A 20672-nucleotide genomic window follows, 5' to 3' on the forward strand; every position below is an offset into this window, starting at 1 on the left:
CAGCCGGCGACGGGATCCGCGTCGCGCATCAGTCGGTCGGTCTCCATCATCGTCCTCCTTCGTTTGCCAGCGGGGAGAGCGCGGCGTCCGCCGGTCTCCTGGTCGGTGTCGGCTCCAACGCGGCCGCCAGCCGCCGCCGAGCCCGAAACAACCGCACCTTGTACGCGGTACGACTGCAGCCCATGACGGTGGCGGCGGTGGTGGCGTCGAGCCCTTCCCAGACAGCCAGCCGAAGCGCCTCCTGGTCCGCTTCGGACAGTTGCGCCAGCGCCCGACGTACCCGTACCTGGTCGACGACGGCATCGGCGTGGTCGGCCGTGACCGTCTCGGCAACCTCGCCCAGTCGCGACGTCAGCCTCGCCTGCCGGTCCCGGCCCCGGATCTCGTTGCCGATCAGGTGCCGGGTGGTGGCGTACAGCCAGGGCAGTGGGTCAGTGGCCGGTACGTCCGGCAGGCGTCGCCAGGCGACGAGGAACGCCTCGCTGACGAGGTCGGGCGCGCGTTCCCGGCCGACCCGGCGGGCCGCGTACCGCATCACCGCGCCGTAATGTCGCCGGAACAGTTCCGCGAATCTTGTCCGGTCGTCGTCCATACCCGGTCTGTTTCCGCCTCGGCCGTCGGGGTTACCGAACCGGGCGGAGAGCAAGCGTGGCCAGACGATCGCCAGGCCGTGGTCAGATCGGGAAGCGGCCGCGGCGCCACTGCCAGTGGCGGCCGGCCGTCAGGTGGTCGACGACGGCGCGTTGCAGCACGGTACGGCGTGGCAGCGCGTCGAGCGGCGTGGTCAGCGTGCGGAACACGAACCGCAGCACCTCGACGTCGGCGTCCAGCCCGTCCGGCTCCTGGTACGGCTCCAACTCGAACCGGCACTGGAACCGGACGATGTTCGAGTCCTCCGGCAGATACTCCCGCAGCTGCGGGTCGAGCAGCCACGACCCGCAGGCGAACGCCGCGTACCGCTCGTCGGGAAAGTGCCGGGGGAAGAACGCGCGGGCAGCGTCGAGTGACCCGGTGACCGCCTCCGGGGTCAACGGCCCCGCGTCCGGGATGTGCAGCTCGATGGCGCCGTCGCTGCGGTGGTGCTGCAGTCGGCCCAGCTCGTAGAGGCTGCCGCGCACGTGCAGGGTCAGCCAGGCCCGCATCACCGGCCAGCCCTCGCCACGCATCCGCCGGTCGATGGCGAGGTTACGGCCCAGGTCCGCGAGGGTCGTCCAGGACACGGCGTCGGCGATGCCGTGGTCGCGGTGGTACGTCCGGACGACGCCGACCAGGGCCAGGTACGCGTACACGTAAAGGTGCCGCCAGGCGGGTCCCCGGTCGCGGGGCAGCTCCGGGCCGGGTGCCAGCCATGCGTAGCCGCCGAGGTCGGCCCGGACCAGGGCGATCGTCCGGTCGAGCAGCCAGCACAGCTCCGGGGTCCACAGCGGTGAGTCGGGGTCCGGCCAGCCGGCCATGATCTCGGCGGCGTCGTCCGGCCGCACCGCGAGCCGGTCCAGGATCTCGGGCACGTCGGCCCTGGCTGGCAGCGGAGCCGACGGCCGGTCACCGGCGAGCCGGTGCACCCGTTCGACGTCGGCGACGGGCACCCCGAGCCGGGCGGCGGTCTCGTCCAGGTTCACCCGGACGACGCTACCGCCGCGGCCACCAGCGTCCGCGCCGGAGCCCGGCCCCACCGCCGTCGAACCGCACGTACGTGCGGCTAGCGTCACCCGCTCGGCCCGCATCGCCCCACAAGGCAGCTGATCCGCACGTACGTGCGGAATATGCTGTGCGGCCGCCCCGGAGAGCCTTAAGCTGACCCTAGGCCGCACGATCGTGCGGTTTTGCTGAGGTGAGTGAAGGATGCGACGGGCCGAACCTGTGGAGAGCGGCCGGGAGCGCGACGAGTTCACCGACGCAATCCGCCAGCGTCGGCGCGCACTCGGGTTGTGCCAGGACGAGCTGGCCGATCTCGCCGGAGTCTCCGAACGGTTCGTCTACGCCCTGGAGAACGGCAAACGGACCGTACAGCTCGACAAGGTGCTAGCGGTGGTCTCGACCCTCGGCCTGCATCTGGAGCTACGCCGTGGCGCGGGCCGCGAGATCACCACAGGGGAAGAATGGTGACGCCCCGATGACCGCCTCAGCCAGCGACCCACAGCTCGATCTCGTTCACGAGCCAGCTGCGGCGTCCCACCACGGCACCCACCGCCGCCAGCAACGCCGCCAGCTGCGCCAGGGCGGCCACTGCGACGGAGACCTGTTCGATGACCGACAGCGTCCGGTCGCGTTCCACCGGCTGGACCCACTGGCCGGGCACTGCGGAGACCTCGATTCGCTGGCCCTGCTCCAGTTGGCCATGCGGCCAGCGGTACAGCCATCCCGGCTCCTGCTTGTCAGTCCCTGCGACCGCCACCCGGTACACGCACGACCCGGGCTCGGGCGGACACCGCACCTCGACGACGGTGGCTTCGGCCGGCCGCCCGAACATCAGGTGCATCAGCATCGCTGAGGGCGAAGACAGGGCCGCCGCCGTGACCAGTCCGCAGGCGCACACCACCGCCGCCATGGGGAAGTTCTCTTTGAGCAGCCCAACGGCGAAGATCGTGGGTAGTAGCAGGGCGACCGCCACGAGGGCGGAGGTCACCGGCGCGGCACTGGCCGACGACATAAGGCGTGCGGCCACCACCGTGATCAGCAACCAGACGGCCAGCGCGGCCCACGCCGACCAGGCCATGACGGCCCGGCGTCTATCGTCCTCGTGTCGCAGCTCGCGAAGCCCTCGTCTGGTTTCGCGCGTCCACGCTCGCCGCTCCCGGCGTTCCCTCCGCCGGTCGGCTCCGAAGACCGACTGTGCAAGCCGACGACTCCACCAGCCGTACATGGCACCACGGTAGGAACGGCCCGCCACCGTTGGTCACGTCACCCGCCGTCCTCCCCCTGCCTGAGTGGCTGGAAATGGTGTCGGGCGATGTATTCGGCGACGGCCTCGCCGAGTCGGGCACCGTTGACGTCGGCGCTACGAAAGTGGATGCCGCCCCAGATGCGCGCCTCGACGACCTCGGCGGTGGCCTGCGAGAAGCTGTGAAAGTGTCTTCTGGTGCCGGTGTCGACGCTGTAGGCGCTGAACGGGATGCGGTCGGTGCCGAAGAACAGCCGGTTGGCCGCCATCCGGGCACCAGTGCCGCAGGTGTTGCCGGACGGGTGGTCTGGCTGGGGCGGGGTGACCAGCAGCGGCGTCCAGTCCGGGTCCACCGTGGTGTGAGGGTTGCCGTCGGTGTCGGCCAACTGGATGGCGGTGATTGGCCGCCAGAAGCTCCAGTTGTCCCGGTCGTCGTTGCAGGCGACCGCTGCGTCCGTACCGGTGATGTCGACCATGGCGAACAGCCGCGCCGTCTGCAGCACGTCCAAGCGTTGGCTGGTGGCGATCTGCCGTTTGATCTCCCAGCTGGGGGACCGCCGGTCGTGCCACCACCGCGCGGCCTCGGTCTGATCGGCGGTACGGACCGTGCTGGTCGCCGCGCCGATCCGCTGGATCTCGTTGACGTCACGGGCGTAGGCGCGACTGGTCAACGCGGGCGGCCCAGCGGTCCGGAACGCCGCCGGGTCGGGGATCAGGAAGGGTTTCAGGTCGGCGAACCAGGCCCCGGCGTTGCCGAAGCCCGGGGGTGTGGGCCGCCACTGGCCGGGCCCGGTGCCGACCGTCCACAGTTGGTCCCCGAACGCCCCGTCGTCGTGCCGGGCGACGATCATCGCGGCGGCGGTCTGCTCGCCGATCGCTATCCCGCCCCGTTTGGCTCGGCCGTCGGGGATGCGGCCGAGCCACTGTTCGTACTGTGCCTGCAGCCGCTGCTGCTGTGCCGGAAACAGGGTTTGCAGCACCCGGTGCGCGGCGGCGCCGACGGCGGCGTCCGTGGACTCGAATCCGCGGGATCGCGGCGCGACCAGGTACGGCTGGTACGGCGTTCCGGCGATCGCGTTCACCGCGTCGTAGACCGCGCCACTGACCATCGCGAAGCTTCGCCCAGACACCTGTGCCGGTTGCTGGCCGGCGATGTCCCAGATCGCCGTCTGCGCGTTCGCGTCCCACACGACCACCGCGTTGAGCGGGACGCCCGGAGTGGACGCAGCTGCCGCTGGCGAGCCGACCGCCACCGGTGCCACCAACGCGAGCACTGCGGCGGCAGCCCCGCCACGACGACGCAACAGATCTCGGCCCATGCCTGACCTCCCTGGCTGGTACGCCGACAGGTCGGGCCCGAACCGTGGAGCAGCCGGGGCCAACTCATCGACTGCCGTCTAAGCCAAGGTAACAAGGGAGACTTCGACCGACAATGCCCCAATATTGATCATATTGACACTCTGCTGTCGATGTCACGCCCGACGTGGGTGTATCAGTAGGCGGTGCCTCAGTAGTCGTCCTCGGGATCCACGGTGCGCCGGTCGCGGGCGGCCGCATGGAAGCTGGTCGTACCGAGGCCGTGCTCGACGGCGAGGTCGGTGAGGTCGGTGAGGTCGGCCAGCAGGGTCAACGGCCGTCTCGGGCAGCCCTTACCACCGGGACGCCGATCTGGCCCGTCCCGGGCGCGACGTTCGGGTACTCGTCGGTGCGGAAGGCGTACGGCCCCTCACCAGGCAACCCGAAAGCCTCCTGGAGCATCCGGTGGGCCCGGTCCAGCGGGGTGTTCGACGGGATGGCAACCCGCCGTCACCTCTTGTACTTACGGCCGGAGCCAGGCCAGGTCCTCCTGGGCGCGGCGGCGGGTCTCGCGTTCGCGGTCGAAGAGCGCGTCGGTCTTACGCAGCACCAGAGTGTACGGTCGCCCGCTGCGCCGGGTCTGATGGTCGACGGGCAGGTCTGCCTGGTCGATCCGGGAGTGGACGTGGCGGCGGCGCTGCTCGGCCAGCGGCCACTCGAAGGTGCGGCGCGCCGGATCGCCGAGGAACGCCACCAAGGTGGTGCACAGCTCACAGTCGCATCCCTCGGGCAGCGCCACCGACCAGTCGTCGGCGGCCCGAACTGGCCGGGCGAGCCGCTGCTCCAGTCGTCGGGCGGCGTGCGCGGTGAGGGTGTCGAGGCCGGCCACCTGCTGCCCCGACTGGTCCGCTGCGGTCGCGCGGGTGGCCCGCAGCGCCGACATCGTGCAGGCAAGCACGTCGTCCTCGTCCTGGCAGAGGAACTCGACCGCCCCGTCAGCCAGGTCCGCCGTACCGAGGCTGGCGGCACCGGCCAGGACGACGGCGATCTGCGGCCCCAGGTCCGCGAGGTACCTACGCCGGTCGCGGGCCGCCGGGTAGGTGAGCATTCCTCGGGCCCGGCCGTGCAGTTCGGACCAGACGCCGGCCACCAGCAGCCGGCCGACCAGCACACCCCCGGTGTCGGGGGTGGCACGCAGCGCCGCGCACATCGCGGGCAGCGATGCCAGCCAGTCCGGGGTCTGCTTGTCGAACAGCGACGAATGGGACAGCCAGTTTCGGCCGAACCAGCCGTTGACCCGCTCCCGGGTCCAGGACTCGCCGTAGCGGGTGGCGAGGCGGGCGAGCACCGGGGCGTCGGCCGGCGCCAGCGTCTCCACCCGCAGCGGCGCCAGCAGCATGGCGGCCAGATCCGGCTCGTCGAGCTCCCAGGCGACCGCCAACGCCCGCCCGACGACAAGCTCACCGGCCGCCGGGGCGACCCGCCAGAACGAGGCGAGCGTGGCGGCGCTGCGCCGGGCACCGGCGACGTCCCCGGCTCGCAGCAGATCGGTGAGCCGGTCGAGGGCCCAGCCTGGCGACGCCTGCGCCCGGACCGCGAAGGTCCACCGGTGCGGCCACACGACGATCGCCGCCCGGCGGTACCACCGGTCCAACGTGTTGCCGTAGTTGCCCATGTACCCCTCGTACTCGGACGATTGGGGTGACAGGTTCGCGGTGGGCGTCGTGGCGCACACCTCGTCGTCGGAAATCCGCAGCGATGTGGGCACCACCTCGCCGGACTCGTCCAGCCAGCAGTCGAGGGTCATCGACGAGTCGATGAGGTCTTCGAGCTCGTACTCGCCCGACTCGCTCCCGCCGCTGGATTCCTCCTCGTCGTATCGATACCGACCGTATCGACCCCGGCCCCGACCCCAGCCGCCCCATGATTCCTCGGGGTCGGCGGCGCTCCAGGTCTCCTGCAGTTCCGCCAACGCCAGGGTGACCTCACAACCGGCGGCCTGCGCGGCCGCCCGTACCGCTGCGGCGCGTCCGACGTCGTCGCCCTTGAGCCGGTCCCAGCCCAACGCCCGCTGGGTGTACTCGTGATCCAGCAGGTAGACCAGCCGGGCGGGCTCGTCGGACGATTCGGCGAAGTGATCGTCCAGGCAGCCGGCCAGCTCGGTGACCAGGTCCTGGCCCAGCGAGCCGGCGGCCAAGGCGACCGGGTCACCGGCGAGCAGCAGGTTGTAGGTCAACACGATCCGGTGGCCCGCCGTCACCGGCGACACCTGGTGCCGGCAATCGGCGTAGAACGCGACGAAGGTCAGCTCGTCCGGTGACGATTCGTAGGTCCCGGTCCGGCCGGCGTGCTCGATCGACAGCACGCCGCCGGCCGACTTCGACGGTAGCGTCACCACCAGAGTGCCGATCATGGCATCGGCCTTCTCCGAATCCTGATGTGACGCGAAGAACTGGCCGGGCGCGTACACCAGCATCGAGTGCAGCTCGGCCACCAGTTCGCACCCCTGCGGCAGGCCGAGGTCGGCCCGGAGGTGGTCCAGCATCGGGTGGAGCGTCTCGTGCCACCGCTGTTCGTCGATGTCGACGAGGTTCGTCGGGATCTCCCACGTGTCGCGGACCCCGGCGTCCGTCAGCGTCTGTTCACCCTTGCCGAACCTGGCCGGCCGGCCAACCGAGCACAGCTGCTCCGCCGGCCCGGCGGTCACGGGGAAGGCGATCGGTCCGACACCGCGTACGGTCAGCTGCAGGCCGCCAGCCGGCACGGTCCGACAGGCGCTGAACGACACCGACCGTACCGCGACGCCCAGCAGCTCGGCGAATCGGACACTTGGGGCAACGGTCGGTGCAGGCACGAGCAGACTCTAGGTCAGACGGTCCACTGGAGCCACCGCAGTTCCGGTCCGACGGACATCGGGTCCGATGTCGGCCGCAGCACTCCGTGCAAACGGTGCGGTCCTTGCTGGTGGCCGAGTTCCGTTCCGACCACGCGCCCGGCCCGGTCGGTGTCATGGCAGGCCGGACAGGTCGGCGAGGAGGATGTCGAGGACCAACTGGCGTGTGCGGGCCACGACGCACAGCATGCTCGTGTAGCCACAAGATCCCGATCGTCGATCCCCGGGACTGACCGGTTCTCGCACCGCTACCGGTCGCCGCGCAGGTACCGGGTGACCATGTCGACCAGTTCGTTCTCCAGCATCTCGACCGGAATTTCGCGCGGGTCAGCCAGCAGCTTGTGGGTGTTGATCTCCACTGTGAACAGGATCAACTCGGCGGCGGTGTCGACGTCGCGTACGTCGACGTCCGGGTGTCGGGCGAGCAGGTCACGCAGCTGAGAGACCCGGACCTCGCCGTGCCGGTTGATCGCGTCGAGCAGTTCCGGTGAGACCGGCGCCTCTTCGATCATGATGCGGAGCAGTTGCGGATCGTCCCGGTGGTTGTCGATCGCGTCGCGGACGATCGCCTCGACCATCGCCTTCAAACTCCCGGCGGACATGTCGAGCTGATCGGCCTGCTGCCAGGCGCCGCGATCGATGTGCCGCACCAGCAGCTCGGCGAGGATGGCGTCCTTGTTCGGGAAGTACTGGTACAGCGAGCCGATGGAGATGCGGGCGCGCTCGGCGATGCGGTTGGTGGTCCCGGCGGCGTAGCCGTACTCGGTGAAAACGTGAGCAGCGGCGGTGAGGATGCGCTCCCGGGTCAGCTCGGCACGCACCTGGCGGGGCCTGCGACGTGGCGCAAGACGATGGTCGCCCGACGGCATCCGGGTCCTCCTCGACGGCGGCGAAAAGCGAGTAGCCAAAAAGATGAGCTATTGCTCAGAATAGCTTCATGAGCTGCGAAAACAAGGGCGATCGCCGGCCCGGTGGTGGATCGTGATACCCAAGGTCCAGCTACCCGAGTCACGGACGATGATCACGCTGGAGGTGCGGCGCCGCGAGTTCCCCACCCCGGGCTTCGCGAGCGTCACCCTGGGCGGCCCCGCCGTCAGGGACCTCGTCGTCGCCGGCAACGACCAGGCCGTCCGGCTGTTCTTCCCCCGCGAGGGACAGACCGGGCTACGGATGCCCACCGTCTCGAACGACGCATGGATCGCCCAGGTGCTGCTGTGGCCGAAGTCGACCCGGCCGTGGGTCCGCAACCTGACGATCCGGCGGGCCCGACCCGCCGACGACGAGATCGACATCGAGTTCGCCCTGCACGGCGACTCCCCCATGTCGTCCTGGGCACGCACCGCCGAGCCGGGCACCCCGGCCGGGATCTTCGACATCGGCACCATGTACCGGCTGCCGGAGCAGGTGGACCGGCAACTGCTGGTCGGCGACGAGAGCGCACTGCCCGCCGTACTGTCGATCCTCGACGGCACGCCACCGACGGTGGCCACGGAGGTCTACCTGGAGGTCCCGACCAGGGCCGACATCCGGGCGGTCGAGACACCCGCCGGCGTACGCGTCCACTGGTTCAGCCGCGACGGCGCGGATCTGCGACCGGGCGCTCTGCTGGTGGCGGCGGTACGCGACGCGGCCCTGCCGTCGGGCCGCTTCTACACCTGGGTCGCGGGCGAGTCCTGGTTGGCCACCACGGTACGGCGACACCTGGTCAACGACCGGGGAGTCGCCAAACGGGACATCTCGTTCTTCGGCTACTGGCGTCTCGGCCGGGCCGCCCCCGGCTGACCGAAGGCCGCCTTCGGCTACCGGGACACCAGCGGCACCAGCAGGACGACCTTCATCGGCGGTACGCCGGGGTTCACCCGCGTCCACTCCCCCACCCGGATCTCGTTCGCCCTGGCCGAGCCCGGCGACCCGTACGGTCCGGTCTCGTTCTTCTTCCTGCTGCCCGGCGTCGGGGAGATCCTGCGGGTCAACGGCACGGTGGTCACGCGTCAGGGCGCGCGGACCACAGTAGACATCAAGCAGGCGTACGTGCACTGCGCCCAGGCCGTGCTGCGGTCCCGCCTGTGGCAACCGCCCACCTCGGTCGGGCCGCCGACAGTGGCGGAGATCGCCGGTGACGGCCCGCTGGTGCACCACGAGCTCCACACCAGCGCCGCGGAACCGGGCGACCGCGCCGGCCGTGCCCTGGCAGATGGCCGTCGAGCAGGACGGACAGCCGGTAGCGACGGTGCTGGTCGAGCCCGGTCAGACGCTGCTCGACGCGGGGCTCGCGGCCGGGCTGCCGATGCCGTACTCCTGCACCGTCGGCAACTGCGGGGAGTGCGTGGTGAAGCTCCGCGCCGGCCAGGTCGCGCAGCACGAACCGAACTGCCTCACCCCACGGCAGCAGGCCGACGGCTACGTGCTGACCTGGGTGGGCCGGCCGATGTCGAAGGTCACCCTGGACATCGCGGACCCGTGACCGGGCGACCGGTCCGGTGTCGAGGATCGATGCCGAGCACTTCTTACCAGGAGCTCGCACAGGTCTCACCCAGAGCTCGCGCAGTTCTTACCAGGTGCTTACGAGCCGACCCGAACCCGAACTGCCGCCGCCGGCAGACCCGTACCAGCCGTCGACACCAGGCGCCGACACCGGCCCTGGAATCACTGGCAACAGGTAGGGAGAGGCCGATGGAACCAAGGAAGAGCCGGGGCCGCCGGGCCGTCGACAGCCGTACGGTCCGCGGCGTGACCGTGGCGGTCGCCACCGTCGCACTCGGGGCGACCGCCGTCGTGACCTTCGTGTCCGGTGGCGGCCGCAACTCCGCGTCGGCCGGATCCATACCGGCCGACTCGGTCCGGATCGAAGAGATCGCACCGAACGTCGTCGAGGTGGCCGCCGGGCCGAACGGCTCGACCGGCGTGTTCACCGTCGACTGCGGCACCAACGAAAACGGCAAATTCAGCTCGGACAACCCGGTGGCCCAGCCTGGCATCAGCAACGGCGCCGAACACCTGCACGACTTCGTCGGCAACCTCGCGATCAACGCGAACACCAGCGACGAGGCGTTGGCAGCGTCCGGCACGACCTGCCGCAACGGTGACCGGTCGTCGTACTTCTGGCCGGTGGTACGCATCGACCGCTCCCCTCGCTCCGGCGTCGGGGACGTCGGGACGCCGACGGTGTCCTGCCCACCCGCCAGGGACCGCATGCCGTCCATCCCGCCGGCCGCGTACGGCAACGTGCAGCGGGCGCTCGGCGAACTCGACCGGCAGATCGCCGAGGCGAACGCCCGGCTCGCCGGCAGCCAGGGGGTCGACGCCCGGCGCAACAACGAGGTGCTCAGCTGGTTGCGCGCCCGTCGGGCCGCGACGCTCCGGCAGGTCGCGGGTGAACTCGGCCAGTTCGGTGCCCGACCGACCGGGCTGATGTCGCTGGTCGACTGCGCGGTCAGCTACGACGCCCTGCACGCCGGGCACAGCACGGACGGTCGGACGCAGGCCAACCCGATGGTCGAGTGCCCGACCGTACGGGACCGGCTGCCGGCCGTGCCGGCGCAGGCGGCCGCCGAGGTCGACCAGAATCTGAACCTGCTCGACCGGCAGATCGCCGAGGCCAACGAACGGTTGTTGACCACGGCCGGCGAGGGCGGCCCGAACTTCGCTCAGAACGCGATCGTGGGACCGCTGCGGGACAAGCGGCGGGCCACCCTCGACCGGATCGAGATCGCGATCGGTAGGCACGCGGCGCGGCCGACCGGGCTGACCCAGCTGGCGTCCTGCACCCTGCTCGGGCCGGGCAGCGGCGACAACGGCGGAGCCGGCGACAACAGCGGCGATGGGGGCGACAACGGTGGGGCCGGCGACGGAGCCGACGGCCCGGACGCTGAACCGTCGGCGCTGCCTGTCCCGTCCGGCCCGGACCTGGAGCTTCCCGGCAACACCGGCGGCATCGTCCGGCCCGCCGAGGTTCTCATCGAGTACCGGGGCAACCCGGTCAGCAAGGTGACCCCGATGCCCCGGTTCCTGCGGGCGTTGACCGGTGAGTCGAAGCCGACCAGTCGTGGGCCGGGCAACGCCCGCAACTCCTGGACCTGCTCCGGTTTCACCGACCGGCTGTCGGACAAGTACCCGATCTGCCCGAAGGGCTCGCAGGTGCTGCGCGTTCACGACTTCCCCGGCTGCTGGGACGGGGTCAACATCGACAGCGACAACCACCGGTCGCATCTGTCGTTCGCCGACGCGACCACCGGCGCCTGCCCGACCGGGTTCGTGGCAATCCCTCAGCTGCGGATCACCATCGCTTACTACATCCCGCGTGACGTGCAGTTCAAGGGTCAGTACCTGCTCGACTCCTTCCCCGAGGAGGACCACAACCCGTTCTCGGACCACAACGACTTCATCAACGTCAACTCCGGGAAGCAGATGAGGAAGATCGCCAAGTGCATCAACGCCGGCCGTAGCTGCCGCTGAGCCGTCGGTCCGTCTCCGGTGACCGGGCTGGTCCAGCCCGGTCACCGGAGACGGAGTGACCAGAGCGGGCTCGCCGACAGGGCTGGGAGATCACCAGGGGATGATGCCGTCGTCGTTGACGAACGTGCCGGTCGGGCCGCCGTCGGGCAGCGTGGCCAGCCGGATCGGGGTGGCGGCGGCCTCCTGGACCGGACGCCCGACGCCGCCGGTGAAGTCGGTGGCGACCAGCCCCGGGCAGGCCGTGTTGATCAGGATGTTGGTGTTGGCGAGCTGCCGCACGTAGTGCACGGTAACCGCGTTGAGGTACGTCTTCGTCGGCGAGTAGGCCGCCATGATCGGGCCCACGTTGATCCCCGGGTCCGACTGCCAGGTCAGCGAGCCGACGCTGCTGGAAATGTTGACGATGCGCGGCGACGACGACCGGCGCAGCATGGGCAGCATCGCGTTGGTCACCCGGATCACGCCGTACACGTTGGTGTCGACGATCTCACGGACGGCGTCAAGGTCGAGGGTGGTCGGGTCCTGATCCCACCCCGGCCCGGTCTCGCCGGCGATGCCGGCGTTGTTGACCAGGACGTCCAGCCCGCCGGCCTGACGTCTGATCAGCTGCGCGGCTTCGGCGACGCTGCGGTCGTCGGTGACGTCCAGCGGTACGGCGAACGCGTCGACTCCGGCGGCGTACAGCGTCTTGACGGCTGCTTCGCCGCGGGCGGTGTCGCGCGCTCCCACCGCCACCCGGTAGCCCTTCGCTCCGAGCCCGGCGGCGATCTCGTAGCCGAGTCCCTTGTTCGCGCCGGTGACCAGCGCGGTCTTCGTTCCGGTGGTGGCCTTCGTTTCGGTCATGACGCCGATGGTGGCGCGGCGGTAGCCGCCGTCGTTACACCAGTTGAGTTCCGCTGTCATACCCGGCGGGTATCACCGACGTATCGTTGTCGGCGTGGAGACGCTGGAGACCCGTGAGCTGCGGTACTTCGTCACGGTCGCCGAGGAGCTGCACTTCAGCCGGGCGGCCGAACGGCTCGGCATCGCCCAGCCGCCGCTGTCCCGGGCGATCGCCCAGCTCGAACGCCGCCTCGGCGTCACCCTGCTGGACCGCGACCGCCGAGGGGTGGCGCTCACCGACGCCGGTCAGGTGCTGCTCGACGAGGCCCGCGCCATCCTGGACGCCACCGCCGCAGCGGCCCGGCGTACCCGCAGAGCCGCCACCGGCGCCAACCGGCTGACCCTGGTCACCAAGGCCGGCGCCGGCCATGAACTGCTCCGCAGGCTGCTCGACGCGCACGCCGCCGAGCCGGACGCGGCCGAGATCGACGTGCTGCTGTGCGGCATGGGCGAGCAGGCGCGGATGCTGCGCGACGGCCGAGCCGACGCCGCACTGATGCAGCGGCCGTTCGACTCGCTCACCGGCTTCGACACCGAGGACCTGCTGACCGAGCAGCAGGTCGCGATCCTGCCGGCCGGGCATCCACTCGCCAGCCGTACGTCGTTGACCATGGCCGAGATCGGCGACGTGCCGGGGCTGCCGGTCGCCCGCTGGCCGCGCCCCGACGGTACGTACGAACCAGGGCCGGGCCCGGAGATCCACGACCAGTCGCAGTTGGCCCAGCTGATCGCCCTCGGGCACACCATGGCCGTGCTGTGCGCCTCGTCGCGGTCCTGGCTGTGGAGCGCGCACACCGCCGTACCGCTGACCGACGCGCCGCACGTCACCACCGTGCTCGCCTGGCTGCCGGACAACCGCTCCCGGGCCGTCGCCGGACTCGTCCGGACCGCCACCCAGCTGTGATCAGCCATAGATGACGAGGACGGTGCCGAGCGCGGCGGCGTTCCACAGCGCGTGGGCCACCATGGGTGCCGTCAGCCGGCGGGTGGCCAGGAACAGCCCGGTGTAGACCAGACCGGCGACGGTGATGGACAGCGCGTCCAGCGCGCTGGCCGGCAGGTGCAGCAGGCCGAACAGGACCACCGAGACGACCACCGCCACCCACAGCGTCACCTGGGGGCGGGCGGACCGTTGCGGGATCGCCCCGAGCAGGAACCCACGGAAGTACAGTTCCTCGGCGATACCGCCGCCGACGATCCCCAGGAAGAGGGTGGCGGCCAACGCGGCCGGTCCGGCGGCGGACATTCGCAGGATCTCCTGGATCTCCGGGTTGGCTTCTCCGCCGGCCGCCGGCATCAGCACCCCGAACTCCAGTAGCAGGCGTGGTGGAACGGTGGCCACCGCGATCAGCATGTCCCGCCGCCAGTGTCGCGAGGTCAGGCCCAGACTTCGGCGGGTCAGCCCGTGGCGGCGTAACCACCAGGCGATGAGGGCGGCGGCCGACACCAGTTCGGCGGCGGCGACCGCGACCAGCACCGCCGGCACCCCGTCCGCCGCGAACACGCCCATGGCCAGCGGTGGGCCGACGAAGCAGATGAGCGCGCCGGCCAGGAACAGTCCGGCGGAGCGGACGGGCACGGGGATGGTCATGGCTGGTCCAGCCTTCCGGTGGGCGGACGGGGTCGGTCGACGTGCCGGTGGCTGGGTGTGACCCGCTGCGGCATATCGAGATTCGATATACTAGACCAAGTTCATATCGAGTTTCGATAGGGAGGGGCCGCCCATGCGGCACGACATCGAGCGGAGGCGTCATCCCCGTACCGCTCCTGCCGGTCAGTGGGCCTTCGAGGCGGTCACGGCAGGTGCCGTGGCACTCGGCACCCTGCTGGCCGCCGCCTCGGCGATCGGCGTACTGATCGCCGACAACCTGGTCGTGCCCGTCACGGTGAACCCCACCACCGACCTCGGGCCGCAGGCCACCGCCGACCGCTTCACGCTCACGCCCCAGGACGCCGCCCTGCTGACCGTGACCGAGCCGACCGTCGGCGACCGGCTCTGGATCTTCGGGCCGGCGCTGCTGCTCGCCGCCGTCGTCGCGACGGCCGGCGGACTGCTGTGGCGGGTGGTGCGGTCGCTGCGCTCAGCGGACCCGTTCCACCCGCGCAACGCCCGCCGGGTCGGCGCGGCGGCCGCCGTACTCCTGCTCGGCGGATCGCTGGCCGCCGCGCTGCAGGCCGCCGGTCACCTCGCACTCGTCAGCACCGCCCGGGACGCCTGGCAACCGGACCGGACACTCGCGCTGCAGGCCGTCATCGACCCGCCGGTGGCCGTCCTGCTGCTCGGCCTCGGCCTCGGCGCGGCGGCCGAGTTCCTGCGCCGGGGCACGGCGATGCGCGCCGACCTCGACGGACTGGTCTGATGGCCCCGACCGACGACGAACCCTCCGCCGGTCACCGGGTGGTCTGCCACCTCGACCGGCTGCTCGCCGACCGCCGGATGACCCTCACCGAACTCGCCGAACGGGCCGGGGTCACCGTGGTCAACCTGTCGGTGTTGAAGAACGACCGGGCCAGAGCGGTACGCTTCTCCACCCTGACCGCCATCTGCGACGTGCTCCACTGCCAGCCCGGCGACCTGTTCAGCGTGCGCCCCACCGATCCGCCCGTACCGGGTCCCCAGGCTCCGCCCCCGTGACGCCCACCGGCCACTGCGGCCACCAGCAGGACGGCGCCGGAGGGCGGGTAGCGGGCGTCAACTTCTGACGTGGCGCAACCGTTGGATAGGTGCCCCGGTAGCTGTCTCGATCCAGAAGGTCCAGCCGTTCCGCTGTGGGTTGACCCCGGGGCGCCGTTCGCTCACCACGGCCCGAGCAGCCTCGCTCGGCGTGCGGTACACCGAACCAGCGAGCGGGCCGCTCAGAATTTCGACCCGCCCTGGTCCCGGAGTGAAACATGCCCGAGTCCGGTGGCCGTCGTAATCAGCGTAGACAGGGATCGAAGTGGGCTCATCCCCCACCGGCTCAAGCGTGCTCGGCTCCCGAGGCAGTGCCACCAGGCGGGTGACAACCTCACCAATCTCTATGCCCGCAACCCGCGCGGCGAACGCCAAATTCCGATAGGTCTCCTCGTCTACCTCAATATTCGGCATACCACACTCCTCGCGATCAGAAACTGGGTGACGCGGCCCCACCGATGACAGCAGACCGCCGGGCGAGCACCTCAGGCACTCGGTCGTGTGTGACGACCCAGCTGGCAGCCGTAGGCGACATGAGTCTGAGCAGCCGGACGATCGTCTCGCGGTCGGCAGCCAGGTGCCGGCGGTGGATCGGCTCGTGATGGGCGACGCGGTTGCGGAACGCGCGGACGTGATCGAGATCAGAGTGGAGATCCCTTCGGGATCCTCGATATCCTGGGAAAACCTTCCGCAGAGCAGGCCGCCATAACGTCGTCTCGTACTGGCAGGAGCCACCGCTGCCAAATAACCCAACCCAGAAACCGAGTGGCAACTCAGCGATCACGCTCCCCGGTGTCACATCCTTCCGGATCCGGCATTTCTTGATCGAATCCTGGACCATCCGCTCTGCGACGAATGTGAACTTGATGTCTGAACGCCACCAGTCAGGCCGACCAGCCAGTACGGTCAGGCGGTCGTCGACGCCGTTGCGTAGACACACCTCCAGCACGTGGAGTGGCCCAAGGAAGGCGCTTGAGACACGACTACTCCTTTACGCCCGGCACCGCTACACTTGACGACGTAAGCCCCGGTGTCCGCCTCTGCTCTGCATGCGGCCCGGGGCACAGCCATGTACCGAAGTGCGGGTATTCCGGCCTCACTCAATCAGCCAAGAGCACGGCACGGCCTTGCGAAGATTCTTGAGTCTTCGGAGACTTTGAAGCAAGTAGCCGTGCGGCACGCCAGCGACGGCGCAGCTTGGCCGCCTTCCCAGGATCCGCCGGGCCGACCGCTGCGCGGTGACATGCACGAAGTCCGCCGTCGGTGCCGACCCTAGCCGAGCCCCGCACCGGGTTCACCGACAGCGGTGACCCCGACTCTTTACATCGATCTCTTTACATCGATGCCGCCAAATCATCACCGTACGGACGGGTGGCCGTCGGTCCACGGGAGTTGCGTCACGTCAACACCCTCAAGCTGAACAGGAGCCCGATCGACGTGCCATCCTCTCGTCGTACCTTCCTCGCCGGTGGCGCCGCCAGCGCGGCCGGCGTCGGCCTCGCCGTCGCCGGTGGCCTTCCGTCGCTGGCCCAGGCCCACCCCGGCCGGAGCCACCCGCCGAAGGGTGGCGGCCACGTACCGTTCCCGCCGTTGGTGGACGACCCGGCCGGCATCCTCGCCCTGCCCGAGGGCTTCCGGTACACCGTGGTCACCCGCACCGGTGTCACCCGGCTCGACCGGGGCCAGGGCCTGACCCCGGCCGAGCACGACGGCATGGCCGTCTTCGACGCCGGACGCGGCCGGTACACCTTGATCCAGAACCACGAGCTCGGCCCCGGGGCCGAGTTCGGCGTACCGCATGTCCCGGGCACCGTCTACGACCCGGGCGCGGTCGACGCCGGCGGCTGCACGGTGATCAGGACCGACCGGGCGGGCCGCAACCTCGGCGAGTTCGTCGCCATCTCCGGCACCGTCGACAACTGCGCGGGCGGGCCGACCCCATGGGGTACCTGGCTGACCTGTGAGGAGACCGAGGACCGGGCCGGCGACGAGTGGGATGAGGACGGCCGCACCGGGACGTACCAGAAGGACCACGGCTACGTCTTCGAGGTGTGGGCCGACGGCCGTGCCGACCTGACGCCGATCAAATGCCTCGGTCGGTACGCCCACGAGGCGCTGGCGATCGACGCCGACCGTACGAAGATCTACCTGTCCGAGGACGCCGACGGGCCGAACGGTCTGTTCTACCGGTGGACCGCGCCGCGCCGCGTCAAGCTCGGCCCCGGCGTGCTGACCCGGCTCGCCCCGGACGCCGGTGTGCTCGCCGCGATGCAGATCATCATGGACGATGGTTCGGTGCTGCCGGACGTCGCCTACCTGACCTCCGCGCAGCTGGGTCGGCCGTTCCCCGTACGGTGGATCGAGGTGCCGGAACGCGATGCCCGGACCACTCCCCTGCGGGAGCAGTTCGCCGACGACCAGGTCACCCGGGGCCGCAAGTTCGAGGGCGTGTGGGGCACCGACCAGGGCGTGTACGTAGTCAACTCGTACGCCTGGGAGGACGGTGACCTGCCGGCGGACGCCGCCCCGCACGACGGGATGGTCTGGTTCTATGACTACCGGGCCGAAACCATCCAGCTGGTCACGTACTTCCCGCACCAGACCTCGTCGGAGGAGGGTACGCCGGCGAAGTACAGCGATCTGACCTTCGACGGGCCGGACAACGTGACCGTCACCCCGTGGGGCAGCCTGGTGCTGGCCGAGGACGGCTCGGGCGCGTCCCACGTGCTCAGCTCGGTCCCGGGTGGCCCGACCTACGCGATCGCCCGCAACCAGCTCAACGACTCGGAGTTCTGCGGGCCGGTCTTCACCGACGACGGCAAGGTGCTCTTCGTCAACATGCAGGACCCCGGCCTCACCCTGGCCATCACCGGTCCGTGGGAGAAGTACCTGGACTGACCCCGATCGCACCGTGCGGTGGGTGGGACCGACCGGTCCCACCCACCGCTGGTCAGTGACGCCGTGGGCCGCCCTTGAGCTCAGGCCGCCGCCGGCAGACGACGGGTACCCCGGCGGACGACGTCAGGTTTCGCCGTCGCGGATGATCTGCCGGACCCGCTCCCGGCTGTAGCCGGTGGCCGCCACGATGTCCACCTGGCGCACGCCGTCCCGGTCGGCGGCCCTGATCGCTTCGGCCAGGTCGGCACGTGCCCGGTCCACCTTCACCCGGGCCTCGGCCACGAGGCGGGCGGCCCGTTCTTCGGCACGAGGCACCGCAGCTTGCGCCGTGCGCAACTTTCGTACCGCCGCCTCCAGGTCCGCCACTTGGCCATTTCAGCAGGTCAGACACTAGGCCAACTCACCTATCTACCTAGAAGGCCAACTCAAACACTTGATGTTTGGCCAAACTAAGGTTGTGATAGTTGGCATCCGGAGACGGTGGGTCCGGATCGGCACTCCCGGTACCGACCCGCCCCAACCAGGGAGGTCCGATGTCTGAGATCCAAACGAGCGGCGTACTGGTGGTCGGTCCGCGTCCCCTGCCCGAGCACAGCCGGGTCAGGGTGTGGATGGATGCAGGATCGGGCGGGGGCCATGAGGTCACCGTACGGACCGAGCACCTGACGCTGTCCGACCGCGACAGCGGCCAAGGCTCCCGCGCCATCTACGAACTTCGCACCATTGACCGTCGGGGCTGACCCGAACACCCCGACACGGACGACGCCCTCGACCGCAGCCGAGGGCTTCGGATTTGCTCCGGGTTGGTGTTTCTCGGGTTGGGGCGGGGAACCCAAGATGCCTCCGCAGGCTTGATGCCACAGGTGCATCAAGATGCACCTGTGGCATCAAGCCTGACCGGCACCCCCCACCCAGGAGGTGACCCTGCGCTCAAAACCAATGACGCAACGTAACCAACGGGTTCAAGGATCGGTGACAGTCTCCTCGTTGTGCGGAGCCATGGGGTCAGCGGCGGCCGACGGTGAGGACGGGCTTGGTGACCTCGGCGTAGAAGTCGTTGCCCTTGTCGTCGACGACGATGAACGCCGGGAAGTCCTCCACCTCGATCTTCCAGATGGCTTCCATGCCCAGCTCCGGGTATTCGAGGACCTCGACGTGCCGGATGCAGTCCTGCGCCAGCCGGGCCGCCGGGCCGCCGATCGAGCCGAGGTAGAAGCCGCCGTGCGTACCGCAGGAGCGGGTGACCTGCGCGGACCGGTTGCCCTTGGCCAGCATGACGTGCGAGCCGCCGGCGGCCTGGAACTTCTCCACGTACGCGTCCATCCGCCCGGCCGTGGTCGGGCCGAACGAGCCGGACGCGTATCCCTCGGGGGTCTTCGCCGGGCCGGCGTAGTAGACGGCGTGGTCGCGCAGGTACTGCGGCATCGGCTCACCGGCATCCAGCCGTTCGGCGATCTTGGCGTGGGCGATGTCGCGGGCGACGACCAGCGGGCCGGTCAGCGACAGCCGGGTCTTCACCGGATACTTCGACAGCTCGGCGCGGATCTCGGCCATCGGCCGGTTCAGGTCGACCCGGACCACGTCGGCGTCGACGGACTGATCGGCGGCGAGGGTCTCGTCGGTGACGTCGGGCAGGAAGCGGGCCGGGTCGGTCTCCAGCTTCTCCAGCCACACCCCACTCGGGGTGATCTTGGCGACGGCCTGCCGGTCGGCCGAGCAGGAGACGGCGATCGCCACCGGGCAGGATGCGCCGTGCCGGGGCAGCCGCACCACCCGTACGTCGTGGCAGAAGTACCGTCCGCCGAACTGCGCGCCGATGCCGAACTGACGGGTCAGTTCGAGCACCTGCGCCTCCAGCTCGACGTCCCGGAAGCCGTGCGCGCCGATGCTGCCGCTGGTCGGCAGGTTGTCCAGGTACTTGGCGCTGGCGTACTTGGCGGTCTTGAGCGCGAACTCAGCGGACGTGCCGCCGACGACGATCGCCAGGTGGTACGGCGGGCAGGCCGACGTGCCGATCAGCCGCAGCTTCTCCTCCAGGAACTGCATCATCCTGGTCGGGTTCAGCAGCGCCTTGGTCTCCTGGTAGAGGTACGACTTGTTGGCCGAGCCGCCGCCCTTGGCCATGAACAGGAACTTGTACGCGTCGGGCTGGCCGCCCGGGTCCTCGGCGTACAGCTCGATCTGGGCCGGCAGGTTGGTCCCGGTGTTGCGCTCCTCCCACATGGTGATCGGCGCGAGCTGCGAGTAGCGCAGGTTCAGTTTGGTGTACGCCTCGTACACGCCCCGGGCGATGGCCTGCTCGTCGGCGCCGTCGGTGAGCACGTGCCGGCCGCGTTTGCCCATCACGATCGCGGTGCCGGTGTCCTGGCACATCGGCAGCACCCCGCCGGCGGCGATGTTGGCGTTGCGCAGCAGGTCGAGGGCGACGAACCGGTCGTTGGGTGATGCGGCCGGGTCGTCGAGGATCGCCCGCAGCTGAGCCAGGTGCGCCGGGCGCAGATAGTGAGCGATGTCATGCATCGCCTCGGCGGTCAGCGCGGTCAGCACCGCCGGCTCGATGGTGAGGAACCGTCGCCCGCCCGGCCCGTGCACGACGTCGACGCCTTCGTCGCTGATCAGGCGGTATTCCGTCAGGTCGTCGCCGGTCGGTAGCAGCGGGGTGTGGGAGAACGGGGCGGCACTGCTCATGACCG

The 20672-nt window shown here is 70.1% G+C and carries 21 protein-coding genes; 9 read left to right on the top strand and 12 right to left on the bottom strand.

Annotated features, from left to right (window positions below; genetic code table 11):
• Nucleotides 1-46 precede the first annotated feature (46 nt).
• On the bottom strand, nt 47-592 hold the full coding sequence (locus tag ACN27J_RS16840; protein WP_421367276.1) for an RNA polymerase sigma factor: 546 nt from the start codon (nt 590-592) through the stop codon (nt 47-49).
• Between the two features lie 82 nt (nt 593-674).
• Nucleotides 675-1619: an acyltransferase domain-containing protein gene (locus ACN27J_RS16845; RefSeq protein WP_421367277.1), complete on the bottom strand. Its 945-nt coding sequence runs from the start codon at nt 1617-1619 to the stop codon at nt 675-677.
• Nucleotides 1620-1842: 223 nt separating this feature from the next.
• Between ACN27J_RS16845 and ACN27J_RS16850 the strand changes: the two genes are divergently transcribed.
• Complete coding sequence (locus ACN27J_RS16850) at nt 1843-2106, top strand: helix-turn-helix transcriptional regulator (protein ID WP_421367278.1); 264 nt, start codon at nt 1843-1845, stop codon at nt 2104-2106.
• Nucleotides 2107-2122: 16 nt separating this feature from the next.
• On the opposite strand, the gene ACN27J_RS16855 is transcribed toward ACN27J_RS16850, so the two are convergent.
• The 5 genes from ACN27J_RS16855 to ACN27J_RS16875 form a co-directional block, all read right to left on the bottom strand.
• Complete coding sequence (locus ACN27J_RS16855; protein ID WP_421367279.1) at nt 2123-2716, bottom strand: hypothetical protein; 594 nt, start codon at nt 2714-2716, stop codon at nt 2123-2125.
• Between the two features lie 185 nt (nt 2717-2901).
• Complete coding sequence (locus ACN27J_RS16860; RefSeq protein WP_421367280.1) at nt 2902-4200, bottom strand: vanadium-dependent haloperoxidase; 1299 nt, start codon at nt 4198-4200, stop codon at nt 2902-2904.
• 188 nt (nt 4201-4388) lie between these two features.
• Nucleotides 4389-4511 (bottom strand): hypothetical protein, encoded by a 123-nt coding sequence (locus ACN27J_RS16865; RefSeq protein ID WP_421367281.1) that lies wholly within the window; start codon nt 4509-4511, stop codon nt 4389-4391.
• Nucleotides 4512-4700: 189 nt separating this feature from the next.
• Entirely contained in the window at nt 4701-7031 is a 2331-nt protein-coding gene (locus tag ACN27J_RS16870) for a 2OG-Fe(II) oxygenase (protein WP_421367282.1), read from the bottom strand.
• A 287-nt stretch (nt 7032-7318) separates the two neighbouring features.
• The gene (locus ACN27J_RS16875; RefSeq protein ID WP_421367283.1) at nt 7319-7891 is read right to left on the bottom strand and encodes a TetR/AcrR family transcriptional regulator; all 573 of its coding nucleotides are present in this window, start codon (nt 7889-7891) and stop codon (nt 7319-7321) included.
• 196 nt (nt 7892-8087) lie between these two features.
• Here ACN27J_RS16875 and ACN27J_RS16880 point away from each other — a divergent pair, with 196 nt between their 5' ends.
• Nucleotides 8088-8852 (top strand): siderophore-interacting protein, encoded by a 765-nt coding sequence (locus ACN27J_RS16880; protein ID WP_421367284.1) that lies wholly within the window; start codon nt 8088-8090, stop codon nt 8850-8852.
• Nucleotides 8853-8869: 17 nt separating this feature from the next.
• On the opposite strand, the gene ACN27J_RS16885 is transcribed toward ACN27J_RS16880, so the two are convergent.
• Nucleotides 8870-9043: a hypothetical protein gene (locus ACN27J_RS16885; protein WP_421367285.1), complete on the bottom strand. Its 174-nt coding sequence runs from the start codon at nt 9041-9043 to the stop codon at nt 8870-8872.
• Nucleotides 9044-9186: 143 nt separating this feature from the next.
• On the opposite strand from ACN27J_RS16885, the gene ACN27J_RS16890 reads away from it, so the two are divergent.
• The gene (locus ACN27J_RS16890) at nt 9187-9534 is read left to right on the top strand and encodes a 2Fe-2S iron-sulfur cluster-binding protein (RefSeq protein WP_421367286.1); all 348 of its coding nucleotides are present in this window, start codon (nt 9187-9189) and stop codon (nt 9532-9534) included.
• Between the two features lie 209 nt (nt 9535-9743).
• Nucleotides 9744-11525, top strand: a complete 1782-nt coding sequence (locus ACN27J_RS16895; protein ID WP_421367287.1) for a DUF1996 domain-containing protein — start codon at nt 9744-9746, stop codon at nt 11523-11525.
• Between the two features lie 90 nt (nt 11526-11615).
• On the opposite strand, the gene ACN27J_RS16900 is transcribed toward ACN27J_RS16895, so the two are convergent.
• Nucleotides 11616-12368 (bottom strand): SDR family oxidoreductase, encoded by a 753-nt coding sequence (locus ACN27J_RS16900; protein WP_421367288.1) that lies wholly within the window; start codon nt 12366-12368, stop codon nt 11616-11618.
• A 103-nt stretch (nt 12369-12471) separates the two neighbouring features.
• Here ACN27J_RS16900 and ACN27J_RS16905 point away from each other — a divergent pair, with 103 nt between their 5' ends.
• Nucleotides 12472-13311 (top strand): LysR family transcriptional regulator, encoded by an 840-nt coding sequence (locus tag ACN27J_RS16905; RefSeq protein ID WP_421372294.1) that lies wholly within the window; start codon nt 12472-12474, stop codon nt 13309-13311.
• Here ACN27J_RS16905 and ACN27J_RS16910 read toward each other — a convergent pair whose 3' ends face one another.
• A complete protein-coding gene (locus ACN27J_RS16910) occupies nt 13312-13998 on the bottom strand; it encodes a CPBP family intramembrane glutamic endopeptidase (RefSeq protein ID WP_421367290.1) in 687 nt (228 codons plus the stop codon).
• 133 nt (nt 13999-14131) lie between these two features.
• Between ACN27J_RS16910 and ACN27J_RS16915 the strand changes: the two genes are divergently transcribed.
• The 3 genes from ACN27J_RS16915 (at nt 14132) to ACN27J_RS16925 (ending at nt 17979) form a co-directional block, all read left to right on the top strand.
• Nucleotides 14132-14767, top strand: a complete 636-nt coding sequence (locus ACN27J_RS16915; RefSeq protein ID WP_421367291.1) for a DUF2975 domain-containing protein — start codon at nt 14132-14134, stop codon at nt 14765-14767.
• The gene (locus ACN27J_RS16920; protein WP_421367292.1) at nt 14767-15042 is read left to right on the top strand and encodes a helix-turn-helix domain-containing protein; all 276 of its coding nucleotides are present in this window, start codon (nt 14767-14769) and stop codon (nt 15040-15042) included. The genes ACN27J_RS16915 and ACN27J_RS16920 overlap by 1 nt, the downstream gene beginning before the upstream one ends.
• A gap of 1476 nt (nt 15043-16518) precedes the next feature.
• Nucleotides 16519-17979: an alkaline phosphatase PhoX gene (locus ACN27J_RS16925; protein ID WP_421367293.1), complete on the top strand. Its 1461-nt coding sequence runs from the start codon at nt 16519-16521 to the stop codon at nt 17977-17979.
• A 123-nt stretch (nt 17980-18102) separates the two neighbouring features.
• Here ACN27J_RS16925 and ACN27J_RS16930 read toward each other — a convergent pair whose 3' ends face one another.
• Nucleotides 18103-18345 (bottom strand): hypothetical protein, encoded by a 243-nt coding sequence (locus ACN27J_RS16930; protein WP_421367294.1) that lies wholly within the window; start codon nt 18343-18345, stop codon nt 18103-18105.
• Nucleotides 18346-18512: 167 nt separating this feature from the next.
• Between ACN27J_RS16930 and ACN27J_RS16935 the strand changes: the two genes are divergently transcribed.
• Nucleotides 18513-18719 carry a hypothetical protein gene (locus ACN27J_RS16935; protein WP_421367295.1) on the top strand — a complete coding sequence of 69 codons (207 nt, stop codon included), beginning with the start codon at nt 18513-18515 and terminating at the stop codon, nt 18717-18719.
• Nucleotides 18720-18984: 265 nt separating this feature from the next.
• On the opposite strand, the gene ACN27J_RS16940 is transcribed toward ACN27J_RS16935, so the two are convergent.
• A complete protein-coding gene (locus tag ACN27J_RS16940) occupies nt 18985-20667 on the bottom strand; it encodes a fumarate hydratase (RefSeq protein ID WP_421367296.1) in 1683 nt (560 codons plus the stop codon).
• Nucleotides 20668-20672: the final 5 nt, after the last annotated feature.

This window comes from Solwaraspora sp. WMMB762, assembly GCF_049179115.1.
GTDB lineage: Bacteria > Actinomycetota > Actinomycetes > Mycobacteriales > Micromonosporaceae > Micromonospora_E.

What these genes read in the sequence shown, in the direction of transcription:
- ACN27J_RS16880 (WP_421367284.1), top strand. Translation starts at nt 8,088, where the DNA reads ATGATCACGCTGGAGGTGCGGCGCCGCGAGTTCCCCACCCCGGGCTTC.
- ACN27J_RS16940 (WP_421367296.1), bottom strand. Translation starts at nt 20,667, where the DNA reads ATGAGCAGTGCCGCCCCGTTCTCCCACACCCCGCTGCTACCGACCGGC.
- ACN27J_RS16895 (WP_421367287.1), top strand. Translation starts at nt 9,744, where the DNA reads ATGGAACCAAGGAAGAGCCGGGGCCGCCGGGCCGTCGACAGCCGTACG.
- ACN27J_RS16920 (WP_421367292.1), top strand. Translation starts at nt 14,767, where the DNA reads ATGGCCCCGACCGACGACGAACCCTCCGCCGGTCACCGGGTGGTCTGC.
- ACN27J_RS16860 (WP_421367280.1), bottom strand. Translation starts at nt 4,200, where the DNA reads ATGGGCCGAGATCTGTTGCGTCGTCGTGGCGGGGCTGCCGCCGCAGTG.
- ACN27J_RS16915 (WP_421367291.1), top strand. Translation starts at nt 14,132, where the DNA reads ATGCGGCACGACATCGAGCGGAGGCGTCATCCCCGTACCGCTCCTGCC.
- ACN27J_RS16855 (WP_421367279.1), bottom strand. Translation starts at nt 2,716, where the DNA reads ATGGCCTGGTCGGCGTGGGCCGCGCTGGCCGTCTGGTTGCTGATCACG.
- ACN27J_RS16900 (WP_421367288.1), bottom strand. Translation starts at nt 12,368, where the DNA reads ATGACCGAAACGAAGGCCACCACCGGAACGAAGACCGCGCTGGTCACC.
- ACN27J_RS16850 (WP_421367278.1), top strand. Translation starts at nt 1,843, where the DNA reads ATGCGACGGGCCGAACCTGTGGAGAGCGGCCGGGAGCGCGACGAGTTC.
- ACN27J_RS16840 (WP_421367276.1), bottom strand. Translation starts at nt 592, where the DNA reads ATGGACGACGACCGGACAAGATTCGCGGAACTGTTCCGGCGACATTAC.
- ACN27J_RS16935 (WP_421367295.1), top strand. Translation starts at nt 18,513, where the DNA reads ATGTCTGAGATCCAAACGAGCGGCGTACTGGTGGTCGGTCCGCGTCCC.
- ACN27J_RS16910 (WP_421367290.1), bottom strand. Translation starts at nt 13,998, where the DNA reads ATGACCATCCCCGTGCCCGTCCGCTCCGCCGGACTGTTCCTGGCCGGC.